The 23,076-nt window shown below is 44.0% G+C and carries 16 protein-coding genes; 15 read left to right on the forward strand and 1 reads right to left on the reverse strand.

From position 1 onward, the window contains the following. Nucleotides 1-29 precede the first annotated feature (29 nt). From AC1EKT_RS05315 to AC1EKT_RS05325, 3 genes are all read left to right on the forward strand, one after another. Entirely contained in the window at nucleotides 30-2,534 is a 2,505-nt protein-coding gene (locus AC1EKT_RS05315; RefSeq protein WP_481616166.1) for a S9 family peptidase, read from the forward strand. 337 nt (nucleotides 2,535-2,871) lie between these two features. Beyond that, nucleotides 2,872-3,582, forward strand: a complete 711-nt coding sequence (locus AC1EKT_RS05320) for a Crp/Fnr family transcriptional regulator (protein WP_481616165.1) — start codon at nucleotides 2,872-2,874, stop codon at nucleotides 3,580-3,582. 58 nt (nucleotides 3,583-3,640) lie between these two features. Further along, on the forward strand, nucleotides 3,641-5,962 hold the full coding sequence (locus tag AC1EKT_RS05325; protein ID WP_415689149.1) for a transglycosylase domain-containing protein: 2,322 nt from the start codon (nucleotides 3,641-3,643) through the stop codon (nucleotides 5,960-5,962). 168 nt (nucleotides 5,963-6,130) lie between these two features. On the opposite strand, the gene AC1EKT_RS05330 is transcribed toward AC1EKT_RS05325, so the two are convergent. Next, nucleotides 6,131-7,285, reverse strand: a complete 1,155-nt coding sequence (locus AC1EKT_RS05330; RefSeq protein WP_415683311.1) for a quinone-dependent dihydroorotate dehydrogenase — start codon at nucleotides 7,283-7,285, stop codon at nucleotides 6,131-6,133. Between the two features lie 252 nt (nucleotides 7,286-7,537). Here AC1EKT_RS05330 and AC1EKT_RS05335 point away from each other — a divergent pair, with 252 nt between their 5' ends. From AC1EKT_RS05335 to AC1EKT_RS05390, 12 genes are all read left to right on the forward strand, one after another. Then, on the forward strand, nucleotides 7,538-8,395 hold the full coding sequence (locus AC1EKT_RS05335) for a DeoR/GlpR family DNA-binding transcription regulator (RefSeq protein ID WP_064621441.1): 858 nt from the start codon (nucleotides 7,538-7,540) through the stop codon (nucleotides 8,393-8,395). 525 nt (nucleotides 8,396-8,920) lie between these two features. Next, the gene (locus AC1EKT_RS05340) at nucleotides 8,921-10,120 is read left to right on the forward strand and encodes a hypothetical protein (protein ID WP_481616164.1); all 1,200 of its coding nucleotides are present in this window, start codon (nucleotides 8,921-8,923) and stop codon (nucleotides 10,118-10,120) included. An 827-nt stretch (nucleotides 10,121-10,947) separates the two neighbouring features. Beyond that, nucleotides 10,948-12,378 carry an AMP-dependent synthetase gene (locus tag AC1EKT_RS05345; RefSeq protein ID WP_481616163.1) on the forward strand — a complete coding sequence of 477 codons (1,431 nt, stop codon included), beginning with the start codon at nucleotides 10,948-10,950 and terminating at the stop codon, nucleotides 12,376-12,378. 448 nt (nucleotides 12,379-12,826) lie between these two features. Further along, nucleotides 12,827-13,123 (forward strand): 30S ribosomal protein S6, encoded by a 297-nt coding sequence (rpsF, locus tag AC1EKT_RS05350; RefSeq protein WP_004574062.1) that lies wholly within the window; start codon nucleotides 12,827-12,829, stop codon nucleotides 13,121-13,123. A 154-nt stretch (nucleotides 13,124-13,277) separates the two neighbouring features. After that, nucleotides 13,278-13,880, forward strand: a complete 603-nt coding sequence (locus AC1EKT_RS05355; protein ID WP_480033494.1) for a single-stranded DNA-binding protein — start codon at nucleotides 13,278-13,280, stop codon at nucleotides 13,878-13,880. Nucleotides 13,881-14,043: 163 nt separating this feature from the next. Beyond that, a complete protein-coding gene (rpsR, locus tag AC1EKT_RS05360) occupies nucleotides 14,044-14,292 on the forward strand; it encodes a 30S ribosomal protein S18 (RefSeq protein WP_004105399.1) in 249 nt (82 codons plus the stop codon). A gap of 16 nt (nucleotides 14,293-14,308) precedes the next feature. Continuing rightward, nucleotides 14,309-14,755 carry a 50S ribosomal protein L9 gene (gene rplI, locus AC1EKT_RS05365; protein WP_004105397.1) on the forward strand — a complete coding sequence of 149 codons (447 nt, stop codon included), beginning with the start codon at nucleotides 14,309-14,311 and terminating at the stop codon, nucleotides 14,753-14,755. A gap of 569 nt (nucleotides 14,756-15,324) precedes the next feature. Further along, nucleotides 15,325-16,542 carry a mevalonate kinase gene (gene mvk / locus AC1EKT_RS05370; protein WP_481616162.1) on the forward strand — a complete coding sequence of 406 codons (1,218 nt, stop codon included), beginning with the start codon at nucleotides 15,325-15,327 and terminating at the stop codon, nucleotides 16,540-16,542. 135 nt (nucleotides 16,543-16,677) lie between these two features. Further along, nucleotides 16,678-17,775, forward strand: a complete 1,098-nt coding sequence (gene mvaD, locus AC1EKT_RS05375) for a diphosphomevalonate decarboxylase (protein WP_415683316.1) — start codon at nucleotides 16,678-16,680, stop codon at nucleotides 17,773-17,775. Nucleotides 17,776-17,784: 9 nt separating this feature from the next. Further along, on the forward strand, nucleotides 17,785-20,136 hold the full coding sequence (gene fni / locus AC1EKT_RS05380) for a type 2 isopentenyl-diphosphate Delta-isomerase (protein WP_415683317.1): 2,352 nt from the start codon (nucleotides 17,785-17,787) through the stop codon (nucleotides 20,134-20,136). A 128-nt stretch (nucleotides 20,137-20,264) separates the two neighbouring features. Beyond that, nucleotides 20,265-20,459, forward strand: coding sequence for a 50S ribosomal protein L28 (gene rpmB / locus AC1EKT_RS05385; RefSeq protein ID WP_012913853.1), 195 nt, complete (start codon nucleotides 20,265-20,267; stop codon nucleotides 20,457-20,459). A 102-nt stretch (nucleotides 20,460-20,561) separates the two neighbouring features. After that, nucleotides 20,562-23,000, forward strand: a complete 2,439-nt coding sequence (locus AC1EKT_RS05390; RefSeq protein WP_415683318.1) for an ATP-dependent DNA helicase RecG — start codon at nucleotides 20,562-20,564, stop codon at nucleotides 22,998-23,000. The last annotated feature ends 76 nt before the right edge of the window (nucleotides 23,001-23,076 follow it).

Consider the following 23,076-nt stretch of genomic DNA (forward strand, 5'->3'; position numbering starts at 1 on the left):
TAATATATAAAAGCTGAAGAAAATACTTAATGAAAATTAAAAGAGGTGTAGCTATGAATAATCAAGATTTCGCAAAGCCAAAAGCAGCAGAACGCATACCGTCGGCACGTGAATTTCATGGCGACACTTATATAGACGAATATGCTTGGATGAAAGATCGCAATAATCCTAAGCTTATGGAATACGTCAATAGTCAAAACGCTTATACTGAACAGCGTGTGAAGCACTTAGAAAACTTGCGTTCTACATTATTTGACGAGTTGCGCTCAAGAGTTCAAGAAACAGACATGTCTGTTCCTGTGCGCATGAATAATTATTGGTATTACGTGCGCACTGAAAAAGGCAAACAATACGCTGTGCAATGCCGTATGAAAGTCGAAAATAGTGACGATTGGAATCCGCCAACTATCGACAATTCTGCAAAACCTGGCGCAACTGATGGTGAAGAAATTTTATTTGATGCAAACCTTGAATCTGAGCGCTCTGGTGGCAAATTCTTTAAAGTCGGTGGAATGGATTTGAGCACCGACGGTTTGCGAATGCTGTACGGTGTCGACACTCAAGGCGATGAACGCTTTAACTATTTTATTCGTGACTTTTCTACAAAAACATGTTCTTGGTCGCAGTTGGATGAATCGTGGGAAAATCTTGCTTCTGCTTCACTTTCTCCAGATGGAAAATGGGTGTTTTATGTAAAGCTTGATGACGCTTGGCGTCCTTATCAAGTTTGGAGGCATAAGGTCGGCACTAAAGTTTCCAGCGATGTAAAAGTTTTTGAAGAAACTGACGAGCGATTTTTTGTTGACGTGTATGAAAGTTTTGACGAACGATACATGATGATCAGTAGTAGTTCAAAGACTACGTCGCGTGTGCTTATGCTTCCTTTGAGCAATCCTGAGGGCGAATTCCGTATGGTTATTGAGCCGGTTGAGGGAGTGGAATACGATATTTCTTTCGCTTGCTTTGAGAATGCTGGCGAAAATGGTGAAGATATTCCAATTGCGATTGTGTGCCATAACGCTAAAAATCCTAATTTTGAAATTGACATTATTGACATGAGAGGAAATTCCGGCAAGTTTGATGAGCATGTAACGTACAAGCTTTCGGATGGAGTATGTATTGCTTCGGGTTCTCCTTATGGTTGCGAGCAGGGAGATGCTTGGCAAAAAGGTGCCGGAAGTGAGCCTATTACAAAGCCTTATAATTCGCCTCAAAATCCTGAAATATTGCAAAATGCAGTTGGATTGAGCATAAGCGGATTGTCAATGTACAAAAATTATGTGGCACTAGCTTATCGCTCTCAAGGTTTGCCGCATTTGGCTGTAATGAGCAAAAAGCGCGCTGCTGAAGATTTTTTGCAAGCAAAACCGTGGCGTTTTTGCGAAGTGCGACCGCTTTCTTCTAAGCTTGCGAATCAATTTACGGATCGACTTGCGGATCAACTTTCTTCTCAACTCACGGATCAACTTGCGGATCAAGCGCAAGCAGAATCACGCGCTGCGCTCGCAAATATTTCACAAGAAGAAATCAACAATAATCGCTTATTTAGTATTTCTATGACTGGAAATCCTTCGTACGAAGCTCCGCATATGCGTTACGCTTTTGGCAGCTACGCAACTTTAGGTCAACTTCGCGAGTTGGATCCTTTAACAGGCGAAGATGTGTTGCTCAAGCAAGGTAAAATTTTAGGCGAATTTGATGAGCACAATTATGCTGAAAAGCGCGTTTGGATTACTGCTCGAGATGGTGAGCGTGTGCCAGTGTCTCTTGTGTGGCGTCCGGATAAAATTTCTAAAACTGACTCAATGTTTATTACTGGCTATGGAGCGTATGAAATTAGTTCAGACCCTACTTTTTCTGTCGGTCGCTTGAGTTTGCTGGATCGCGGTGTGTTGTATGCGCAAGTGCATGTGCGAGGCGGCGGAGAAATGGGCCGCGCGTGGTATGAGCAGGGTAGGCGCGTTAATAAAAAGCATACTTTTGAAGATTTTGTTGATGCCACGCGTGCTTTGCAAAAAGCTGGTTTTGCTTCAGCTTGCCATACTGTTGCAAACGGTGGTTCAGCAGGAGGCTTGCTTATGGGCGCTATAGCAAATATGGCTCCGGAATGTTATGCAGGAATTGAAGCAGACGTGCCTTTTGTAGATGCTCTTACGTCTATGCTCGACTCTTCTTTGCCGCTTACTGTAACGGAGTGGGATGAGTGGGGGAATCCGCTCGATGATCCTGAAGCTTACGCTTATATGAAATCGTATACTCCTTACGAAAATGTGCCTTGCTCAAAAACGGAAGAGGGTCGCAAAAAGTTAGCTGATTTTCCGAAAATCTTAATCACATCCTCTATTAACGACACGCGCGTGCTTGTTACGGAACCTTTGAAATGGCTCGCTAAATTGCAAGCTTCTGGTGTTGACGCAATTGCTCGTATTGAAACTGACGGCGGTCACGGTGGCACTTCTGGCAGGTACAGGCAATGGCAGGAGTTAGCTTATGAAAACGCGTGGTGCTTGCATGTTATGGGCATAAATAGTTAGTGGAATCGGCAGAAACTTTACAACTGTGTAAAGTTTTGGTCGTTTGCGCGCCAAAAAGCGGCAGAAATTTTACGCGACTGTAAAATAAATGTCGGTTACGCGCTAAAAAGCGGCAGAAACTTTACAGTCGTGCGCAGTTTATGCCGCCTGTGCGACTTAATCCGGCAGAAATTTTACAGCGGCGTAAAGTAAATGTCGTTTCCTCGTCTTTCGTGATATCATAGGTCAGGTGATGTGCGTTTTTCGCTTGCGTTTTTCGTTTGCGTTTGCGCTCATCCGCATACAGGTAGTTCAATGGAGATATCTACTTATTGCTTAATGAAGGGGTAGAGCAGCAATGGCAACACTCAGCGTTGACAGCGATGAATTTTCACTGCAACATACCGCATTGTTTAAGCAAGTTCCAGCTGATCAAGTAAAAGAATTGATGCAGTATTTGCAAGAGTCGACATTTAAAAAAGGTTCGGCAATTTTTAATGAAGGCGATACTGACCATCGAATGTACTTGCTTGAGCGTGGAAGAGTTAAATTAGTTCGTCATTCAAACGACAATCGTGTGCAATTGCTAAGTATTCACACTCCTGGCGAAATTCTAGGCGAAATTCCAGTTTTTGATCCTAGCGGCGGTCCTCGTACAGCTTCAGCAATATCTATTACAAACAACACTAGAGTTTTATGGCTAGAAAATGACGTGTTATTCAATTGGCTAAACAATCACCCTAGTGTTGCAGTAGATATGCTTCAAGTGCTTGCAGCGCGCATGAGAGCAAATAATGAGCGAATTTCCGACTTAGTTTTTATGGATGTTCCTGCTCGTTTAGCAAAGACTTTGCTGAATTTAGCTTCGAGATTTGGCGAGCCTATGAGTGACGGCTTGCTTGTGCCGCATGATTTGACGCAAGAAGAGCTTGCGCAACTTGTTGGCTCTTCGCGCGAAACAGTTAACAAAGCACTTATGGATTTTGCAAACAGAGGCTGGATTATGCGCCAAGGCAGGTCAATTATTATTTATAAGCCTGGCATGCTTATCCGTCGAGCTGAGCGCTAAAGCGCGAATGTTTATTATCTCGGTTTCCAAGTAGAGGCAAACCTTTAGAATAGTACGCATGCCGAAAAAGAATTCACTGACTGTTCGCCGTGTGCTAGCGCTGTTCCTTACCTACATCACTTTGTGTGTTGCAGGAGGTGTTGCAACAAGTATTATGTTTGTTCCTGGCGTAATGAGCGTGAATAGCATAGTGAAAACAGTAGTGCCTTCACTTCGCGTTGACGGCATCGATTTTGACGTAACTGCTTTGCCGCAAAAATCGCGACTTTACGCTTCTGATGGCAAAACTATTATTGCAACTTTTTATGCTCAAAACCGCACTGTAGTGCCGCTCCGACGCATATCGCAATATATGCAGCGAGCAATGGTTGCTCGTGAAGACCGTCGATTCTTTGAGCATTCCGGCGTAGATATGCAAGGTGTTATTCGCGCATTCGTGCAAACATTCGTTAAAAAGGGAGATATGCAAGGTGGCTCTTCCTTAACTCAGCAATATGTAAAAAATGTGCTTATGATTAAAGCTCACGAAAATAACGATCCTTTAGCTGAGTACCACGCTTCTGAAGGCACTATTGCTCGTAAATTGCGCGAAATGCTTATTGCAATTCAAATGGAGAAAAAATACTCCAAACTTGAGATTTTGCAGGGATATTTAAATATTGCGCAGTTCGGTAGCAATAATATTTACGGCGTAGAAACTGCAGCTCACCGCTACTTCAATACGAGCGCTGCAAAACTTAATCTTGTTCAATCGGCAACTATTGCTGCAATTACAAAGAATCCTTCGCATTACGATCCTTCTATTGAAGCGAATCAGCCTGAAGCGCAAAAGCAGCGCAATATTGTTCTTGATTTAATGCTTCGCCAAGGTTTTATTACTAAGAGCGAGCATGATTCCGCTGTTGTTATTCCTCTTAAAAGCACTCTTAACATACAGAGGGAAGTTTCCAAGATTGGTTGCCAAGCTGCAGGTGATGCAGCATTCTTCTGCGATTACGTGACGAAGAAAATTTTGCACTCTCGCGAGTTTGGTAAAACTGCTGTTGCGCGCGAAAAGTTGCTTACTGAGGGTGGTCTTGATATCTACACAACTATGGATTTGCGTGCTAGCAAGGCTGCTATGAAAGCTGCTAAGGATACGATTCCTGTAAACGATAAGAGCGGTTTTGAAGTTTCAATTGCGGCAATTAAGCCTGGAACTGGTGAAGTTTTGGCGTTTGGTAGCAATCGTATTTATGATGCTACGGATGCTGCAAAATCAGATCCTACGCATACTGCTTTGAACTATGCTGTCGATGAGCGAGATGGTGGCGGTCTCGGTTGGCAAATTGGTTCTACTTGGAAGCCAATTAATATGGTTGCGTGGATGCTTGCTGGAAAGTCAATTAATCAGCCTCTTCGCACTTCTATGCTTTACAACAATGCTGATTTTAATTGCAGCAAATTCCGCGGAGTTGGCAGTTGGTCAGTTCAAAACTCTGGTGGTGGCACAACTAATCCGGAAACTCCTTTGCAAGGTCTTGTGCGCTCGCATAACACCACTCAGGCTTCTATGGCTCAGCAAATTAAGCTGTGCTCTATAGCGGATGCTGCTCGCATACTTGGCTACCACAATTCGCCTCTTGGTCAGGAGAGCGTGTATTCTGCTAACTCGCTTAATCCGCCTATGACGATTGGTTCTGTGCAAGCTTCGCCTTTAACTGTGGCGAATGTGTATGCAACTCTTGGCGCTGATGGCGTGGCATGTGATCCTATTGCTATTAAGCGAGTTGTTGACAAAAACGGTAAGCGTTTGAAAGTTCCTAGTGCACATTGCCATCAAGCAATTCCAAAGGGAATCGCTCAAACTGCTGCTTATGCGCTGAATCAGGGTGTTGTGCAACCTGGCGGCGAGGCTTCAACTACACAACTTGATGGCGGTCGCAAGACTTTCGCAAAAACTGGTACTAACGAGCAGTACTACATGACTACAGCTGGTTTTGTGCCTTATCAAGTTGCTTCGTTTGTGGCAGTTGGTAACGCTGAATCGCAAAAAAGCTTTAATGGTATGACTATTAACGGTCGCACAATGGCAGCTTGGTACGGTATGTATATTGCAACGCCAGCGTGGAAACAGTTTATGAACGACTATTTGAAGGCTGCTAACATTCCTGTTGATAACGATTACGGCAAGCCTGATCCAAAGTACACTGCCGGCGGAACTCTGCCTGGTATGCCTAAAACTACTGTTAAAACTGATCAGCAAAAGCGAGATGAAGACGCTAGAAAGCAGGCAGCGCAAGAACAGCAGGAAGAAGCTAAGAAGCAAAAGAACACGCAAGATCAGTACGGCACTGCTCGTCGCGACGACTATAACAATTCGGGAACTGATAATTATTAAACGGCATTTGTCAACTCGTAATTGTTAGTTAACTTGCTAAATACTAAGTTGTTTTGTGCTGTTTCTACAAAAAGACCCTTACTTATGCTACTTGATTGTGAGCAAAGTAAGGGTCATTTTTAGTGCAAATACGCACTGTGCAAATCCGCACTGTGCAAATCCGCACTGCTAGTTCAAATCAGCACCGACTGCGTCTGCAACATGCTCAAAGCCATCGCGTTTCAAAAGATCCGCAAGTCCGCGTTTCAGCGTCGTAATTTGCTGCGGTCCTCTGTACATAAGTGACGTAATAAACATAACCAAGTCAGCGCCTGAGCGAATCTTCTCATATGCTTGCTTTGGTGTAAATACTCCGCCAATGCCTGCAATAGCAAAGCGTTCACCAAAAGCTTTGCGCGTGCGTCGAATAAGATCGTTGCTTGCGCTGTATGTAGGACCTCCGGAAAGCGCTCCTTGCCAATCTTGCGGAACGTCAAGTCCTGCGCGATTCTTTTGCAAGTTCGCAATACTTACTCCGTCAACTTTATGTTCTGCAAGTACGTCAAGCAAAGACTTGAACTGCTCCCAACCACCGTGCAAATTAAGCGGCATCTTAACTAACGTTGGCTGAGGTCGCTTAATAGTGTCAAGATCGGTGAATAATTTGTCAAGCGCTTCCGGCTGACTAAACGGTTCGCCAACGCGAGTGTTCGGGCATGAAATATTTACTTCAATTATTGAGCTTCTTCCTGCTGCGCGTTCCATGGAAATATGGTAGTCTTCAATTCCTTCTTCCAAGTCGCCAACTAAGTCGTCGTTTGTGCGCGCAATAGAAATAGACATATTCATAGACTTTGCGTGCGTCCAAGCTTTTTCGGCTCGTGCAATAACAGCTTCGCTGCCATCGTTTGCTAGTCCTGCGTGCACAAGAATAGAGTCATATTCTGGAAGGCGATGATACCAAGGTTTTTGATTTCCTTCGCATGGTCGGCTCGTGGTAGAGCCAACTGTTTCAAAACCAAAGCCTGCGTTGTCTAGTACGGTTGCCATTTGGCAGTTTTTATCTAGTCCCGCGCTTAAGCCAAACGGGTTCGCAAAATCCACACCCATAACCTTAGTTTCTAACACCGGGTCTGTGTAGTTAAGCATTTCGCGAAGAAGCCACATTAATCCAGGAGTGCGCTCGCTAAATTTGCAAAAATTAATCATGCGATCATGCGCTTCGTCTGGAGGAATGTTAAAAACAAAATGCGGTTTAATAATGTGTTTGTATGAGAATGTAAAAAGGTCGGTCGTTGCTTTATTGACGACATTGTGCAATGAATGTTCAGAAACGTAGTACATATTTATATAGTAGAGCATTATTTTTATATGCGCTATTATTTAGTGTTTTTGTGCGTTTCCTAACTTGGCGTATTCTTAGCGTAGTTTCTTAGCGTATTTTGTGCGTTTCCTCACTTAGCCCGCGTTCGTTTTTGTGCGATTTTTCACAAAACCTGCTTTGCTTGACAACAAAATGTGCGTTCTTTTCGTTTTAAGGCATTAAAACGCTCAATTACGTTTGTTTTTTGCGTTAACGTGTGCGATAATGTTCGTATGATTTCTTCGCAGCGTCAACATTTGATTTTAAGCCGTCTCCGTACGCGCGGTGCTGTTCGCATTACTGCGCTTTCTAAAGAGCTGAACGTTTCTGCTATGACGGTTCGCAGGGATATTGCGGAGCTTTCGGATCGCGGGCTTTTAAAGCGCGTTCACGGTGGCGCTGTAACGACTAATACTTTGCTTTCGGAGCCGCTGTTTTCTGTAAAGTCGCAGATGGACATTGGTTTGAAGGATGCAATTGCGCGTTTGGCCGTGGATTATGTGTCTCCTGGAGATGTGATTGCTATTGGCGGTGGTACCACTGCTTATGTGTTTGCGCAACATTTGCTCGAGTCGCGCAGGGCTTCTGGTATTACGATTTTGACTAATTCGATTCCTGTTGCAGAGCTTGTGCAAGCGTTGGAGTCGAAGGATGTTGAGGTTATTGTTACCGGCGGCGTGATTACGCGTTCCAATTCGCTTGTTGGGCCTATTGCAGATAAAGTTGTTGCTTCTCTTCGTGTGAATACCGTTTTTCTTGGCACGCACTCTGTGTCTCTTCCTCGCGGATTCCTTATGCCGAACTCTTTGGAAGCTGCTACGGATATGGCGTTAATGGATATTGCGGATCGCACGATTATTTTGACGGATCACACTAAATGGAGTTGCACGTCGCTTTCACTGTTTGCTCGTTTTGATCAGGTTGATACTGTTATTACAGACGATGGTTTGGATGCTGATTCTCAGCTTCGCACGCGTGAGCTTGTGAAGGATTTGGTTTTGGCGCCTGTTATTGACGAGCGAGATGTTCTTGATGCGTCTAATGGTGACGATTTAGCAAATTCTGAAGATTCTGACGATTTGCTTGATTAGTGTTTTTGCGAAGTTTGATTTTAATGCCCGAGTGAGTTGTTTACTTGTTTACTCGGGCATTTTTTGTGTTTGGTGTGTGTTTTGTTGTGTTGATGCGTTTGTTTTTGGTGTTTGATGTGTGTTTGGTGCCTTAGTTTTGCTTAAAGCGCGTCAATGCTTAAATATTGCGTTTTCCCTTGTTTTATAAGGCATTTGGAGCAACCGCAAAACTCAAACCTTAAAGAAAGCTGAAAAAACATTAAAAAAATCCAGTATATGGCGTGTCGTGTAATTTTTATCAAAAAATATATAAAAATGCCGTAAATATTTCTGCTTTTTAATGAATACAACTAATATTTATCAAGATTTTTGTATTTTTGGCGCTTAGAAATCTGAATTTTAGTGTTGAGTTTTCTGAGAGCTTGCGGTAAGTTTTAACTCAGTTACCGGTTGAATCCCTAGTTCACTGGTACTAGCGGGAAACCGCAAATGGCAAATTTTTCTTCGCATACCCTAGTGCGAAGGAGAAGAAGAAAGGAAAATATTATGTTGAACAAGAAGGCTATCGCCGCATTCGCTGCTGGCGCCACCCTCCTCTCTGGTTTCGCTTTTGCTGCTCCAGCAATGGCTGCTTGCCCAGCTAATCCACAAGTCATGAGCGTTGCTAAGGCTGCTACTAAAGCTGCTTACGATGAGTATGCTGCTGCTAAAGCTGTTTTGGATACGATGACTGTTTCTGAGGATGCTACTGGTGCTGTGCCAACTATCACACCAGCAGCTGGTAAGACTGTCGCTGCCTATTACAAGGTGAAGGCGGATACTACTATCGAACTTTTCGATAACGCAATTGATTCTGACATTAAGGCTGGCGAGGCTACTGCTCTTCGTGCTTTTGCTGCTAAGCGTAATGCTTATGTTGCTTCTAAGACTGCTAAGGATGCTCAGCAGACTAAGGTGAACGAGCTTCGTGATAAGTATCTTGCTGCTAAGGATGCAGAGTCTTGCGCAACTCCAGATCCTGATAAGAAGCAGGAAGCCATTGATAATGTTCGCGATGCCGCTAAGACCTTGCAGAATGCTGATAACGATTTCGCTAAGGCTAAGAAGGCTTTCTATGCCGCTAAGGATGCTTACCGTAAGGCTCAGGCTGAGTTGAATGCTCGTTATGCTGCTTGGCAGGCTGCTCAGGCTGCTTATGATGCATTCGAAACTTCTGGCGTGAATGATTCTGCTAAGGAACAGCGTTTATCTGATGCTGTGGATCGTGCTGCTGCTCACTGGGAGCGTGCAAATGCAGCTTATAAGGATGCTGAGACTAAGTACAATGACACTAAGAAAGCTGCTCTTGAAGCTAAGGATGTTTACAACAAGGCTTTGCAGGCTTACAAGGATGCCTACAATGCAGCTGTCGCTGCTGGCGTGAACCCAGCTTTGTTGCCACCAGTTAAGACTGCTGATCCTTTGGATTTGAGCTTCAACCCTGTTCCAGGTGCTGCTGAGCTTTATGCTGCTGCTGTGAGTGGTAAGTTCGGTCCTGCTGTTCAGGCTGCTGCTAAGAAGGGTGCTGATAAGAGCAAGGCTTCTGCTCAGCAGAACAACAAGAACAATGCTGCTGCTGACGCAAACGGTGCATCTGCCTCTGCTGCCGCTCAGCTTCCTAAGAGTGGTGCTGCTGTAGCTATGGCTGCTGTTGCTGCTTCTGTGCTTGCTGGCATGGGTGCTGCTCTTCGCAAGATCCGTCACTAAGCTAAAAGCTGATTCAGCGATGAATCATTTTAAGCTTTAGCTTACTGGTTGATCGTTGAGTCGATTTTACTGTGAATTACTTAGTCTAGTGTGCTAAAAGGTGCGCTAGACTAAGTTTTTTTTGACCTATAACCCTTTTTATAACAATTTTGTCCTCTTCGCCTCCTGTCCGCACATCCTGTCCGCGCCTTCTGCTCGCTCGCTTGTAAAGTTTCTGCCGTTTTTCCGTCTTTTCGCGACCTTTCCTTTACACGACTGCACAGTTTCTGCCATTTTTTCGCGCGTATCCGACCGAAACTTTACGCTACTGTAAACTTTCTGCCGCTTCTTCCGTTTCCGCACTTTCTGTCTGCGCATCCTGTCTGCACATCCTGCTCGCTCCTTCTGTTCGCACGCGTGTAAACTTTCTGCCGTTTTTTCGCGCGCATCCGACCGAAACTTTACTCTCGTGTAAACTTTCTGCCGTTTTTTCGTCTTTTCGCGACTTTTCCTTTACACAGCTGCGCAGTTTCTGCCGTTTCTTCCGGTTCCGCACTTTCTGTCTGTGCCTTATGTCCGCCCGCACGTAAAGTTTCTGTCGTTTTTTCGCGTGTAGCCGACCGTTTCTTTACTCTCGTGTAAACTTTTTGCCGCTATTCCGCCTTTTCGCGACTTTTCCTTTACACCGCTGCACAGTTTTTGCTGTTTTTCCGCTTTTTCGCGACCTTTCCTTTACGTGACTGCACAGTTTCTGCCGTTCTTCCAATTCCGCTCCTTCTTTCCCTACCTTTTATCCACAATGCAAAAAATTTATTTACGCACGAATAATGCTTTAATAACCTTGCATTATGAGTAATTTTTATATAAACGATTTATTTTCGAATAGCGAACAAAATAAGCGTTGCTTCGCCCCGAAAACTAATGCTGAAAGAAAAGCAGTTCAAAGGTCGTCGCAACGTGGAGAAGCTGTGCGCGTGTACAAAAATCTTTACATGCGTAAAGAATATTGGAATAGTCTTTACGAAGCTGAAAAAATACGTCATATTGCGCTATCTATTATTGAATCGAACCCCGATTGTAAATTAACAGCTTCGACTGCCTCGGCACTTCTTGGGTATCAAGTTATGAAAGATTATGACAGCGAAAAAAATTGCTATGATAATACTTTTCTTAGCAAAAAGAAGAATTGTGCGGATGCAAAAGATATTAAAATTTATATTCGAAGCAACAAGCGAAAATCAAACAAGTATAACAATCAACTGAAAGTTATCCCTTCCGCAGGTTACGAACAGAATGGTATGAGCGACGATGTCCGCATTTTAACGCGTGAGAATAACAGTACTGGACAATTAATGAAGCTTCCACATGCAAGCGATTGCGTGACTGAAGAAATAAAAAGTCACTTGGTAGATAAAAGCACCATGTTGTTTGACGTTGCTAATAATTACTCATTTAGATTTGCTTTGCCTATTTTCGATTCAGCAGCGCGAGATAATGTGAATTTAAGCAGAGTGATCGAAATTTGCAGAAGCCGATACTGCGATTGCAAGAATAGCTGTAATTACAAGAATAATTATAATTGCAAGAATAACTGCGATTACAAAAATAACTTGAGTGACGTCGCTTGTAATAGCGAGATTGCAAATAATGAAATGTGCGCTAATAGCAGTTTGCATAAAAACCAACGCCATCATACAAGGAATTACGCTTATTTGGATGACTTGCGAAACTATGCAAAAACGAATGGTGGGACTAGTTTTTCATTGTCTTTTGAGCAAATTTTTGAGTGCGAACAAAAAAAGTTGGCTAAATTATGTAAGCTTTGCTTCTTTGCAAATGGTCTTAGCGAGAACGCTGGTGAATCCTTAGCTCGGGGAACAATGATTAATTTGGGATTTATGATACCAGAATTACAGCGTGAGTTTGAGATTCCACATGTAAATTTGAAGTATCGTTGCGACTTTTTGTGGAGTCTGAATAATGGGGAGTTGATTGTTGGGGAGTTTGACGGGTATTCGAAATACTACATTGATACAGATGATGCGCAATATAAGAATGTGAATCTTAATTCTTCAGAAGACAATAAAAATTTATTCGAATCGCGAAATCAGAGTGTTATTCATAAGAATATCGACAAACAAGCGGAACGTGAGGTATTGCTTATGAAGGAATGCGGCGTAAATAAAATCGTGCGCTTTAATTACTCGGATATTCTTGATCCTAGGAAGCTTGAGAAGAAACTTGCAGCTGTTGGAGTACCTAGAATTATTGGGAAATAGCCTATGCGTGCGCGTGCTGCGGAACTTTGCGCGCGCATCCGACCGAAACTTTACTCCCGTGTAAAGTTTTTGCCGCTTTTTGGTGCGCAAACGACCGTTTCTTTACACGCGCGTAAAGTTTTTGCCGTTTTTTCGCGCGCACCCGACTTTTCCTTTACGCCGCTGCACAGTTTCTGCCGCTTTTTCGCGCGCACCCGACCGTTTCTTTACGCCGCTGCACAGTTTCTGCCGCTTTTTAGTGCGTATCCGACTTTTCCTTTACACCGCTGTAAACTTTCTGCCGCCTGACACCATCGTTTAAGCGCGTAATTCCCGTCGTCACGAGCGTGCTGTAAAATAGCAAAGTTGTGTGCGGTTTTGGTGCTTATCATCAAACATATCGCGCATATTTTGCAAACACACTCCTGCTGTGGAAGGTCCACAGCCGATAGTCCGAAGGAGGTGGGTGATGTCTGCACATAAGTATGAACTGATGTTCATTGCAAATCCTGAGCTGGATGAGCACGGTCTTAAGAAGTTGACCGAGCAGTATCTTGAGCTTGTCACCAACGAGGGCGGTTCCGTTGACGGTACCGATTACTGGGGTCGCCGCAAGTTTGCCTACGAAATTGAAGGCAAAACCGAAGGTAACTACGTTGTGGTGAACTACACTGCCGAGCCATCTGTAAGTGACGAACTTGACCGTGTTTTGAACCTTAACGAATCTGTGATCCGCACGAAGATTCTTCGCAAGGACGCTAAGTAAAAACTAGCAAAACTAAGTAAGCTCTAGTGAATTAAATAAAAAATAGTTAAGCTAAATAAATACGTAAACAACCGCGCATAAGTTGCGCACAAAATTGCCAGTAATTGCTAGCTAACATGCGATTACGAGTAAAGCGAGAAAGAAAAGGCACGATATGGCAGGTGAAACAATTATTACCGTCGTGGGAAATCTCACTTCGGATCCTGAATTAAGGGCACTTTCCAACGGTGCTTCTGTTGCGAGCTTTACCATTGCATCCACACCTAGAACGTTTAATCGTAATACGAATCAGTTCGAGGATGGGCCTGCATTATTTATGCGTTGCTCAGCGTGGAGAGACTTGGCAGAACATTGTGCAAACAGCCTTTCCAAAGGCATGCGCGTGATTGCTCAAGGCAGATTGTCGCAGCGTTCGTATCAAGCGCAAGACGGCTCTAATCGCACAGTTGTTGAACTTACAGTTGACGAAATTGGTCCATCTTTGCGTTATGCAACTGCGCAAGTTAACCGCCAAAGCTCTTCAACAGGTTTTGCTGGTGGCTCGCGTGCGGCAAATGCAGCTGGTGCATCAAATGCAGCTGCTGGTGCAGGTTATGCTGGCGGAGCAAATTATGCTGCTAGCCAGGCCGCTTCTCAGCATGCCGCAAGTTCTTCAGCGGCTGATCCGTGGAGTGCTGCTGCGCCAACAAACGATAGTTTTTCAACTTTCGGCGCCAATTCTGATTTTGGTGGCGATTCTGAAGAACCTGAGTTCTAGCGTTTTAGTTGAGCTATAGATAGCGTATTTATTTGCTTATTTACGCATTTATTTACGCACTTATTTATGCACTTATTTACGCGCTTACTTAATCCTTATAAATACATCATCAGTTAAATGTTATGCGAACAAAAAGCATAACGGATTTGAGAGAGGACATCTTATGTCACGCAAAAGGCCGCAACCACCGGTCAAGCCTTTCAAAAAGAAGCCAAATCCTTTGAAGGCTGCCAAGATTACTGAAATTGATTATAAAGACGTTGCTTTGCTGCGCAAGTTCGTTTCTGACCGCGGCAAGATTCGTTCCCGTCGTATCACCGGCGTAACCGTGCAGGAACAGCGCAAGATCGCGAAGGCAGTGAAGAATGCTCGCGAAATGGCTTTGCTTCCTTACGCCACTACCGGTCGCTGATTGAGAGGATAGGAATATGGCTGAAACCAAGGTTATTCTTACCAAGACTGTTGCCAACCTCGGTCACTCTGGTGACGTTGTTGAAGTTAAGGCTGGCTATGCACGCAACTACCTGATTCCTCAGGGTCTTGCTTTTGCATGGAACAAGGGTGCTGCTTCCCAGATTGAAGCAATGCGTCGCGCTCGTCTTGCCAAGGCTGTTGCCACTCGTGAAGAGGCAGTTGCAGCTAAGGCTCAGATTGAAGGCACCGTTGTGGAGCTTTCTGCTAAGGTTTCCGAATCCGGCAAGCTTTTCGGTGGCGTTTCTGCCGATAAGATTGCTGCTGCTTTGGCTTCCAAGGCTCAAGTTGAGGCTCGCGCAATTAAGGTTGCTACTATTAAGACCACTGGTGAGTTCCCAGCAACCGTAACGTTGCATCCAGAAATCACCGCTTCCTTCACTGTTAAGGTTGTGGCTGAGTAAGTAGCTTTGTGAATTTTACAAAACATGTTGCAGCAAGCAGTTTCTTGCTTTTAGTGGTTTTCTGCTTTTAGTGGTTTCTTGCTTGTAATACATGTGGATTGAACTTAAGCATTAACTCTGCGTTTGTGTTGCATTGAGTTTTCTCATTGCGATGCTGCGCAGAGTTTTTTTATTGGTACGCGCTGGTCGGTTTTACATTTCTATTCCCCGCGCGACCTTTTCTTTACAAGCGTGTAAAGTTTCTGCCGTTTTTTCGCTCGCATCCGACCGTTTCTTTACACAGCTGCGCAGTTTCTGCCGTTTGTTGGCGCGTATCCGACCAAAACTTTACACTCGTGTAAACTTTCTGCCGCATTTTCGCGCGTATCCGACTTTTCCTTTACACTCGCGTAAACTTTCTGCCGTTTTTTCGCGAGCAAACGACTTTTTCTTTACACAGCTGCACAGTTTCTGCCGTTTTCCAAATGTGAATGTGTTGTAAGTGTCACGTGCGTAACGTAGTTTTTTAAGTTCTACTCGACTAAATTAGAACAGTTGGAAAATTGCGAATTATAAAGGAGAAGCAAACTGTGCTGAAAAGCAAATATGAACTGGCTGACGAGCTTAGTATGAACGCAAAAGCGCAAGATGCCAGCATATCTGCTATTCGCAATGACGAAGAGTATGCTTGTAAAAATTCCGTAAGCGCAAATCTTGCAAGCGTACCTTCCGTAAGTGCAAATCTTGAAAACGCAATAAAATACAGCAATCACAAAGGTTATGGCGAAACTTGCGCGAAGGTTATTCTTTTTGGTGAACATTCCGTGGTTTATGGCCATTCTGCAATAGCTTTGCCGCTTAAAAACTTGCGTATGCGCGCTGTTGTAACTAGTTGCAATGAATCTTTAGCACCTGCATCACGCGAATCTTTACCTTCTGCATCACGCGAATCTTTACCTTCTGCATCGCGCGAATCTTTAGTACCTACGACGAATCTCGATTCACATATAACTCTTTCGTGCCTTGACTTTACTGGCAAACTTTCCGAAATCCCTACGCGCTTTAATAGCATACGAACAGCAATCCGCGCGTCGCTAGAGTTTGCAGGGTGGAGCGGTGAGAGTTTGCGCATTTTTACCGAGTCTGATTTTCCAGCAGAACGAGGTCTTGGCTCGTCTGCGGCTGCTGCCGGTGCTGTAATTCGTGCGATTCTTGACTATTATTGCGTTGCAGCTAGCGATGATGAGATTTTTAAGTTGACGCAGACTGCTGAGTGCGTGGCTCATGGACGTTCTTCAGGCTTGGATGCCACTGCAACTGCTGCTTCCTGGCCTGTGCGTTTTAGTCGTGGCTGTTTTGATCGCATGGAAATTAACATGCGTGCGTGGCTTGTTTTGGCGGATTCCGGATGCAAAGGAATGACTCGCGAAACAGTTGAAGCTTTGCGTTCTCGTTTAGAATCGAATCCTGTTGAAGTTGGAGCGCAGCTCAATAAATTGGGGGAGATTGCGTCTGTTGCAGAAGATGATTTGGCATTTGGTCGTATTGAAAATATGGGTAAGCAAATGACTTTCGCACACCGTATTTTGGCGGATTTGGGCGTAAGTACTGCGAAACTTGACGCCTTGGTAGATGCTGCTTGCAAACATGGTGCGTTGGGTGCAAAACTTACTGGCGGAGGTGGCGGAGGATGCGTAATTGCGCTGGCTGATAGTGAGGATGCTGCTAAGCGAGTGAGTGAAGCTTTTAAAAATGCAGGAGCTTGCGATACGTGGATTGTAAATATAGGTGATTCTGCAATAAATTGAATCTTATTTTTACTTGAAATGTGGCATAAACTTTACAGTTCTTTAAAGAAAAGAAGCTTGTGCGCACTGTTTTGCTAAAATATTGACTAGCACATTAACAAACGAGAATTACTGATCTGCCGCAAAAGGAACAGCATGCAAAACGTTGAAATTCAGCCAAAAATAACGTTTGACGCTAGTCTTTCACCCAACTCAGCTTTTGCTAAAGCAAACGCGAATATTGCGCTGATTAAGTATTGGGGTAAGCGCGATGGAAAGCTGATTTTGCCTTATACCTCCTCGCTTTCTCTCACCCTTTCGGATTTGTCTACAACTACAAGCGTAAGTTTTGCGAATAATCTTGAACAAGATACTTTTACTTTAGATAATGAAAAGATTTCGCCGTCTGCAAAAACTTTTCGTCGCGTAGTCGCTATGCTCGATTTGGTGCGTGAAATTGCAGGAATTTCAACGAAAGCAAGCGTTGTTTCGCATAATATTGTGCCAACTGCTGCCGGTCTTGCTTCGAGCGCGTCTGGCTTTGCAGCTCTTGCGTCTGCTGCCTCGTACGCTGCTGGATTAAACCTAACTCCACAAGAACTTTCTAGACTTGCAAGACGTGGTTCTGGTTCAGCTTGTCGTTCGATTTTTGGAGGACTTTCAATTTGGCATGCAGGTTGCGACGACGAAACATCTTATGCAGAGCCTATTGAAAATGCACAAGTTGCGCTTAAAAATTTAAACCTTGCTATGATTGTCGTCACTTTGGACGATAGCAAAAAGCCGATTTCTAGCCGGGAAGCGATGCGCAGAACGGTTGAAACTTCGCCAACGTATATGCAATGGGTTGAGCAGTCGAAAGACGACCTTGAAATTGCTAAAGATGCAATTAAGCGAGCAGATATTGAGCAATTGGGCGAGGTTGTTGAGCGCAATGCTTTTGGAATGCACGAAACTATGCATAATGCTGTTCCATCGGTGAATTATTTGACTAGCAAAACGCATATTGTGCTTGAAGCGGTTAAAAATATGCGAAAAGATGGTTGGCTGGTGTGGTCTACGATGGATGCTGGTCCGAATGTGAAGGTGCTTACTTCTGGAGATGATGCTTATCGTGCAATGTGTCAGTTGCGTGCGCGAGTTGAGGATGGTTTGCGTAATTCTAGCGTTTTTTGTAATACAGAATATTGCGAGCCGAAATTTGCGATTGCGCTGCCAGGTGACGCTGTGACGGTGAGTACGAGTTTAAAATAGGCGGATAATATGACTCAAGTGCGCTCTAGTGCCCCAGGAAAGCTTTATATTGCTGGCGAGTATGCTGTTGTTGACGGCTGTGCTGCAATTGTTGCTGCTGTTAATCGTTATGTGACGGTTAGCGTAAGTGATGAAACTTTAAACGAAGAGTTACGCGAAAATTTGCAGAAAAATACGCCTAGTAGCAGAAATTATTGTGGTGTAATTACCTCAGATGGCGAAAAATATAAACAGCTTCTTTGGTCGCGCGCATCAGACGGAAGTATTGAAATACAAAACGACGGAAAATATGCTTATGTGCTTGCAGCAATGAGTGTAGTTGACGCTTATGCTAGTGAGGAATGTGCGCCAAATATTAACCGAAAAAGTTACAATGTGCATATTTCTAGCGAACTTGATGATGCAAAAACTGGTAGAAAATACGGTCTTGGATCTTCTGCTGCAGTAACTGTCGCAGTTATTCGCGCGTTGTGTAAATGGTATGATTTGAATCTTTCGACTCCAGAAATTTGCAAGCTAGCGTTAATTGCGTCGTCGAGTGTTAAAAAATCCGGAAGCGGTGGAGACGTTGCCGCCAGTTCTTATGGCGGTTGGATTATGTATCGCGCGTATAACCGCGAGTGGCTTGAAGCTGAGCTTACGCTAGTAAAATCCGGATGCTCTGATTTCGGTGAGTTGTTGCACAAAAAGTGGCCGCGACTGGAAGTTAAGCGTTTAAATGTAGATAAGTCGCTAAAACTTTTAGTCGGGTGGACTGGTTCTCCTGCGTCTAGTGCAAAGCTAGTAAGTAGCGTAGAAAGTAGCGTTAAAACTAGTACGGAAAGTAACGTTGAAAGTAATGCTGAAAGTAGCGTCGAAACTAGTGCTTTTGACAAAAAAATTAAATCTTTTACTTACGAAGATTTTTGCAAACAAAGTGAGATTTGCGTGCAAAAACTTGCGCGCGCAATTGAAAAGTTTGAAATAAGCGAAATCTATAGCGGTTTTTCTCAAAATCGTGCGTTGTTGCAAAAATTAAGTGCTCTTACTGGAACTGTTATCGAAACGCGTGAACTTACAAAATTTATTGAAATTGCGACTTGTGCCGGTATTCCTGCAAAAACTAGCGGTGCAGGCGGAGGAGATTGCGCAATTGCGCTGTCGACAACTTATGACAATAATGTAATTGAAACTATGAAATCTACTTGGGAAGCCAATGGAATAAAGCCATTGAATATTGATGTTACGGAAATTTTTGGAACTGGTAAGCCTTCTGAAAATATTGTATTAGACGCGTTTGCTAAGCGTCGCGAGCTTAATATGCAATCTGCTCAATCTTGCACAATACAAAACCGAAAAGACGCGCATATTGCGCTTGCGGATAAGCAGTATAAAACTCGTGCAAATTCAGATTTTGACAAAGTTCGTTTTGTGCCGAATGCTTTGCCGCAAGTCGCGCTTGAAGAAATTGACGATAGTGTGAGCGTGCTAGGAAGCGAAGTATGCGATTCTGTGCATTGGTGCTCGCCGATATATATTAACGCAATGACCGGCGGAAGTGATGCTGCTAAAAAAGTGAATGCAAGTCTTGCTAGAGTTGCTGCAAAAAATTCTGTTGCTATGGCGAGTGGATCTTTGAGTGCTGCTCTTCGAGACGAAACTTTACTCAGCACTTTCAGTGTCATAAGAAGTGAAAATCCACACGGATTTGTGATGGCAAATGTTAGCGCTGGAACTAGCGCGTCTGATGCATTGCGTGCTGTAAACATGATTCAGGCGAATGCGTTACAAGTGCATTTAAATGCTGCACAAGAGTTGGTTATGCAAGAAGGCGATCGCGATTTTCGAAATTGGTTGCGCAATATTGAGTCTATTGTCAGTGCGTGCGAAGCTCTAAAAGTGCCTGTGATTGTGAAGGAAACTGGATGCGGAATTTCTGCTAAAGATGTTCAGCATCTTAAAGATGTTGGAGTGCGCACTGTAGATGTTTCTGGTCGTGGCGGAACTAATTTTGTAACAATAGAGAATGCTCGCAGACACTTAGGCGACTGTGACTATTTGGCTGATTGGGGTCTTACTACTGTTGAGTCGCTGGTTGACATACGCAAGTGTGATTCGTTAAAAAATATGGAAATTTTCGCAAGTGGAGGAGTTCGCACGCCTTTGGATGTTGTGCGCGCGTTGGCTTTGGGTGCTTCGGCAGTTGGTGTCGCTGGCGAGTTTTTGCATACGCTTATTCATGAAGGTGAGGACGCGCTTTCTTTGCAAATTGATAACTGGAAGAAGCAAATTAGGGTGATTATGGCTCTTCTTGGATGCAAGACAGTTAAGGATTTACAAGAAAAGACTGAGTTCGTGCGTGCGGATTGTCTTGGTAAGTGATATACTTGTGTAGTTGTGCGTTCAAGCGTGCTTATTTGTTTATGCAATGTGCGTAAGTAATTTGCGTAAGTAGTTCGTGTGTTTGAATGACGCAAGACTTGCAAGTCAAAGAAAATAGGAGTCCAATTATGGCAGCTCGTTGCGCAGTATGTGGCAAGGGACCTCAGACTGGTTTCACTGTTTCACATTCGCATATCCGCAATAAGCGCACCTTCCGCCCGAACCTTCAGCCGGTTCGCACCACCATTGATGGCGAGAACGTTCGCCTTCGTGTGTGCGTGAAATGCATTAAGGCTGGCAAGGTTCAGCGCGTTGAGGCGTGATTCGCGCATTGTATTGCGTTTAAATTGTAAGGCCCTGAGTGTTGCTCGGGGCTTTTTTGTATTCGCATATTTTTCGCTTGCGCGTTATATTCCTGATTGCGAATGATTTATAATCGAAATATGCTAAATACGCCCACGAACTCAGCCAAAATGCACACTTCGCTTTCTGCGATAATCAGCAATAAGCGACGCGTTTCTGCATTAAAATCTTTGGGCATAGTCACAGTCGAAGACGCGTTAACTTACTACCCGTTTAGAGTCACAAGTCCATTGAGAATTGCGAACTTAAAAGATGTAAAAATTGGCGAAGAAGTGGCTTTCTATGCGCAAGTCCAGTCAATTAACGTTGTGCCTATGAACGCTCGTCGCGGTTTTAGAATCGAAATTAATGTTTTGCAAGATACGCAAGCAGTAGCTCAACTTATTTATTTTTCTAAAAATCGTCAATACGCTCAGTGGCTTTCCGCAAAGATGCATGTTGGCGAAATGGTTGTTGTTGGCGGCACGTCTAGCGCTTTTAATGGTAAATTGCAATTTACGCATCCTCAAATTCTTACTGTATCTGCTGCAGAAGAAAGCGATAGCTTACATCAATCTCGCGATACTGTAAGAAGCGTGGAAGATGGTTTGGCGCGTATGAGCGCGCCTATGCCCGTTTATCATGCAAATTCGCGAATCTCTAGTGAGCATATTCACGAAACTATACTTTCTATGCTTTCTGCACTTTCTGAAGATTCTGAAGATTCCGCAGCTTCTGAAGATTCCGCAGCTTCTAAAGATTCCGCAGCTGGCGCTACTGAATCCCTGCAAATCCCAAATATTACGCCTGAATCAGTGCTAAAAAAACGTAACCTCATGACTAGAGCGTCAGCAATATACTCAATTCATAATCCGCAATCAGTTGACGAATTTTACAAAGCTGTTGACTCGTTGCGCTATGAAGAAGCTTTTATTTCCCAAGTAGCTGTATTGCGATCTCGTGAAGATTCTAAAGATAATCAAGCAAAATCCTGTAATAATTCTCTTCTAAGAAATGAATTTGTGGAAAGTTTGCCGTTTGAGCTTACTGCAGGTCAAAAAGATGTAATTGATGAGATCGTGCGCGATATGCGTGAGAACCATCCGATGCGTCGCTTGCTTCAAGGTGAAGTTGGTTCCGGAAAAACAGTTGTTGCGCTCGCTGCAATGCTTGAAGCAGTTGGATCAGGCTATCAGGCTGTGCTTGTGGCTCCTACTCAAGTTCTTGCGTCTCAACATGCCGAAAATTTGCGACAAATGATTTCGCGCGCGAATCTAAAAGTGCCTGTAATCGTAGTAACTGGCGGCATGAGACTTGCGGATCGCAGACGTGCGCTAGCGAGTGTTGCAAGTGGAGAGCCTTCGCTTATTGTTGCAACTCATGCAGCGTTCTCGTCGACTTTTAAGCCGACTAATTTAGCTTTGGTAATTATTGACGAGCAACATCGTTTTGGAGTTGAGCAGCGCGATGTTTTGTTGCGCAAAATGAGTGTAGATTCGCATGATAGTGCTGAAAAGGCTTTTACTCCGCATCTTTTAGTAATGACTGCAACGCCTATTCCGCGCTCTGCTGCTATGACGTGGTTCGGCGATTTGGATGCTTCGTATTTAACTGAATTGCCTGGAGGTAGAAAACCTATTCGCACTTTTGTTGTACAAGAAGCAGATGCGAATACTATGGCTAGAATGTTTGCGCATATTCGTGCTCGCATTGATGCAGGTGAGCGTGCGTATGTTGTTTGCGCGCATATTGATGATGATTTTAGTGATGGTTCTGGTAGTGGTTCTGGTAGGGATTCTGATAGGGATTCTGCTAGGGATTTTGCTAGCGATGAATCTGAAGGTTTTGAAGATGTTTCGCAATCTGTGCAATCTAATCAATCTGAAGAAAATAGCGCAGATTCTTTGCGCAAACTTCATACAGTTAACGGCATTTTGAAGCGGCTTTCAGCTTTGCCGCAATTTAAAGGCGTTACTTTTGCTAAGCTCACTGGTCGCGACGACGATGCTACGAAACGCGAAACGATGGAACGTTTTGCGCGCGGAGATGTGCAAGTTCTTGTTGCTACAACGGTTATTGAGGTCGGTGTTGACGTGCCTCAAGCGAGTTGCATTGTGATTTTTGACGCGGATCGTTTTGGTCTTGCGCAATTGCATCAATTGCGTGGGCGTGTTGGGCGTGGTGGCACGAATTCTTGGGCATTTTTGGTTGCGCAAACTGAGGATGGAAGTCTTGCTCAAGAACGTTTGCAAGTTGTTGAAAATTCGCTAGATGGTGCCGTAATTGCTAAGAAAGATTTGGAATTGCGCAATGTTGGCGATGTTCTTGGCGATAAGCAGTCGGGTGGTCGCTCGAGTTTGAAGATTTTGCGAGTCGTTAAGGATGCAAAGATTATCGCTATGGCTCGTGAAGATGCGTTGGAGACTTTGCAAAAAGACGCTCATCTTGTTTCGTTGCCGTATCTTGCAGGTGCGGTGCTTGATTTTACGAGAGGCGGAAGTGCGCAAATCGTAAGCAATTAAAATTCCAAAGTTTTGAATTTGCACGCAATATATCTTATAAAATTAAAATATTGTATGAATAAAATATCCTATAAAT

The sequence above is a fragment of the Bifidobacterium sp. C0047B3 genome, assembly GCF_056590535.1.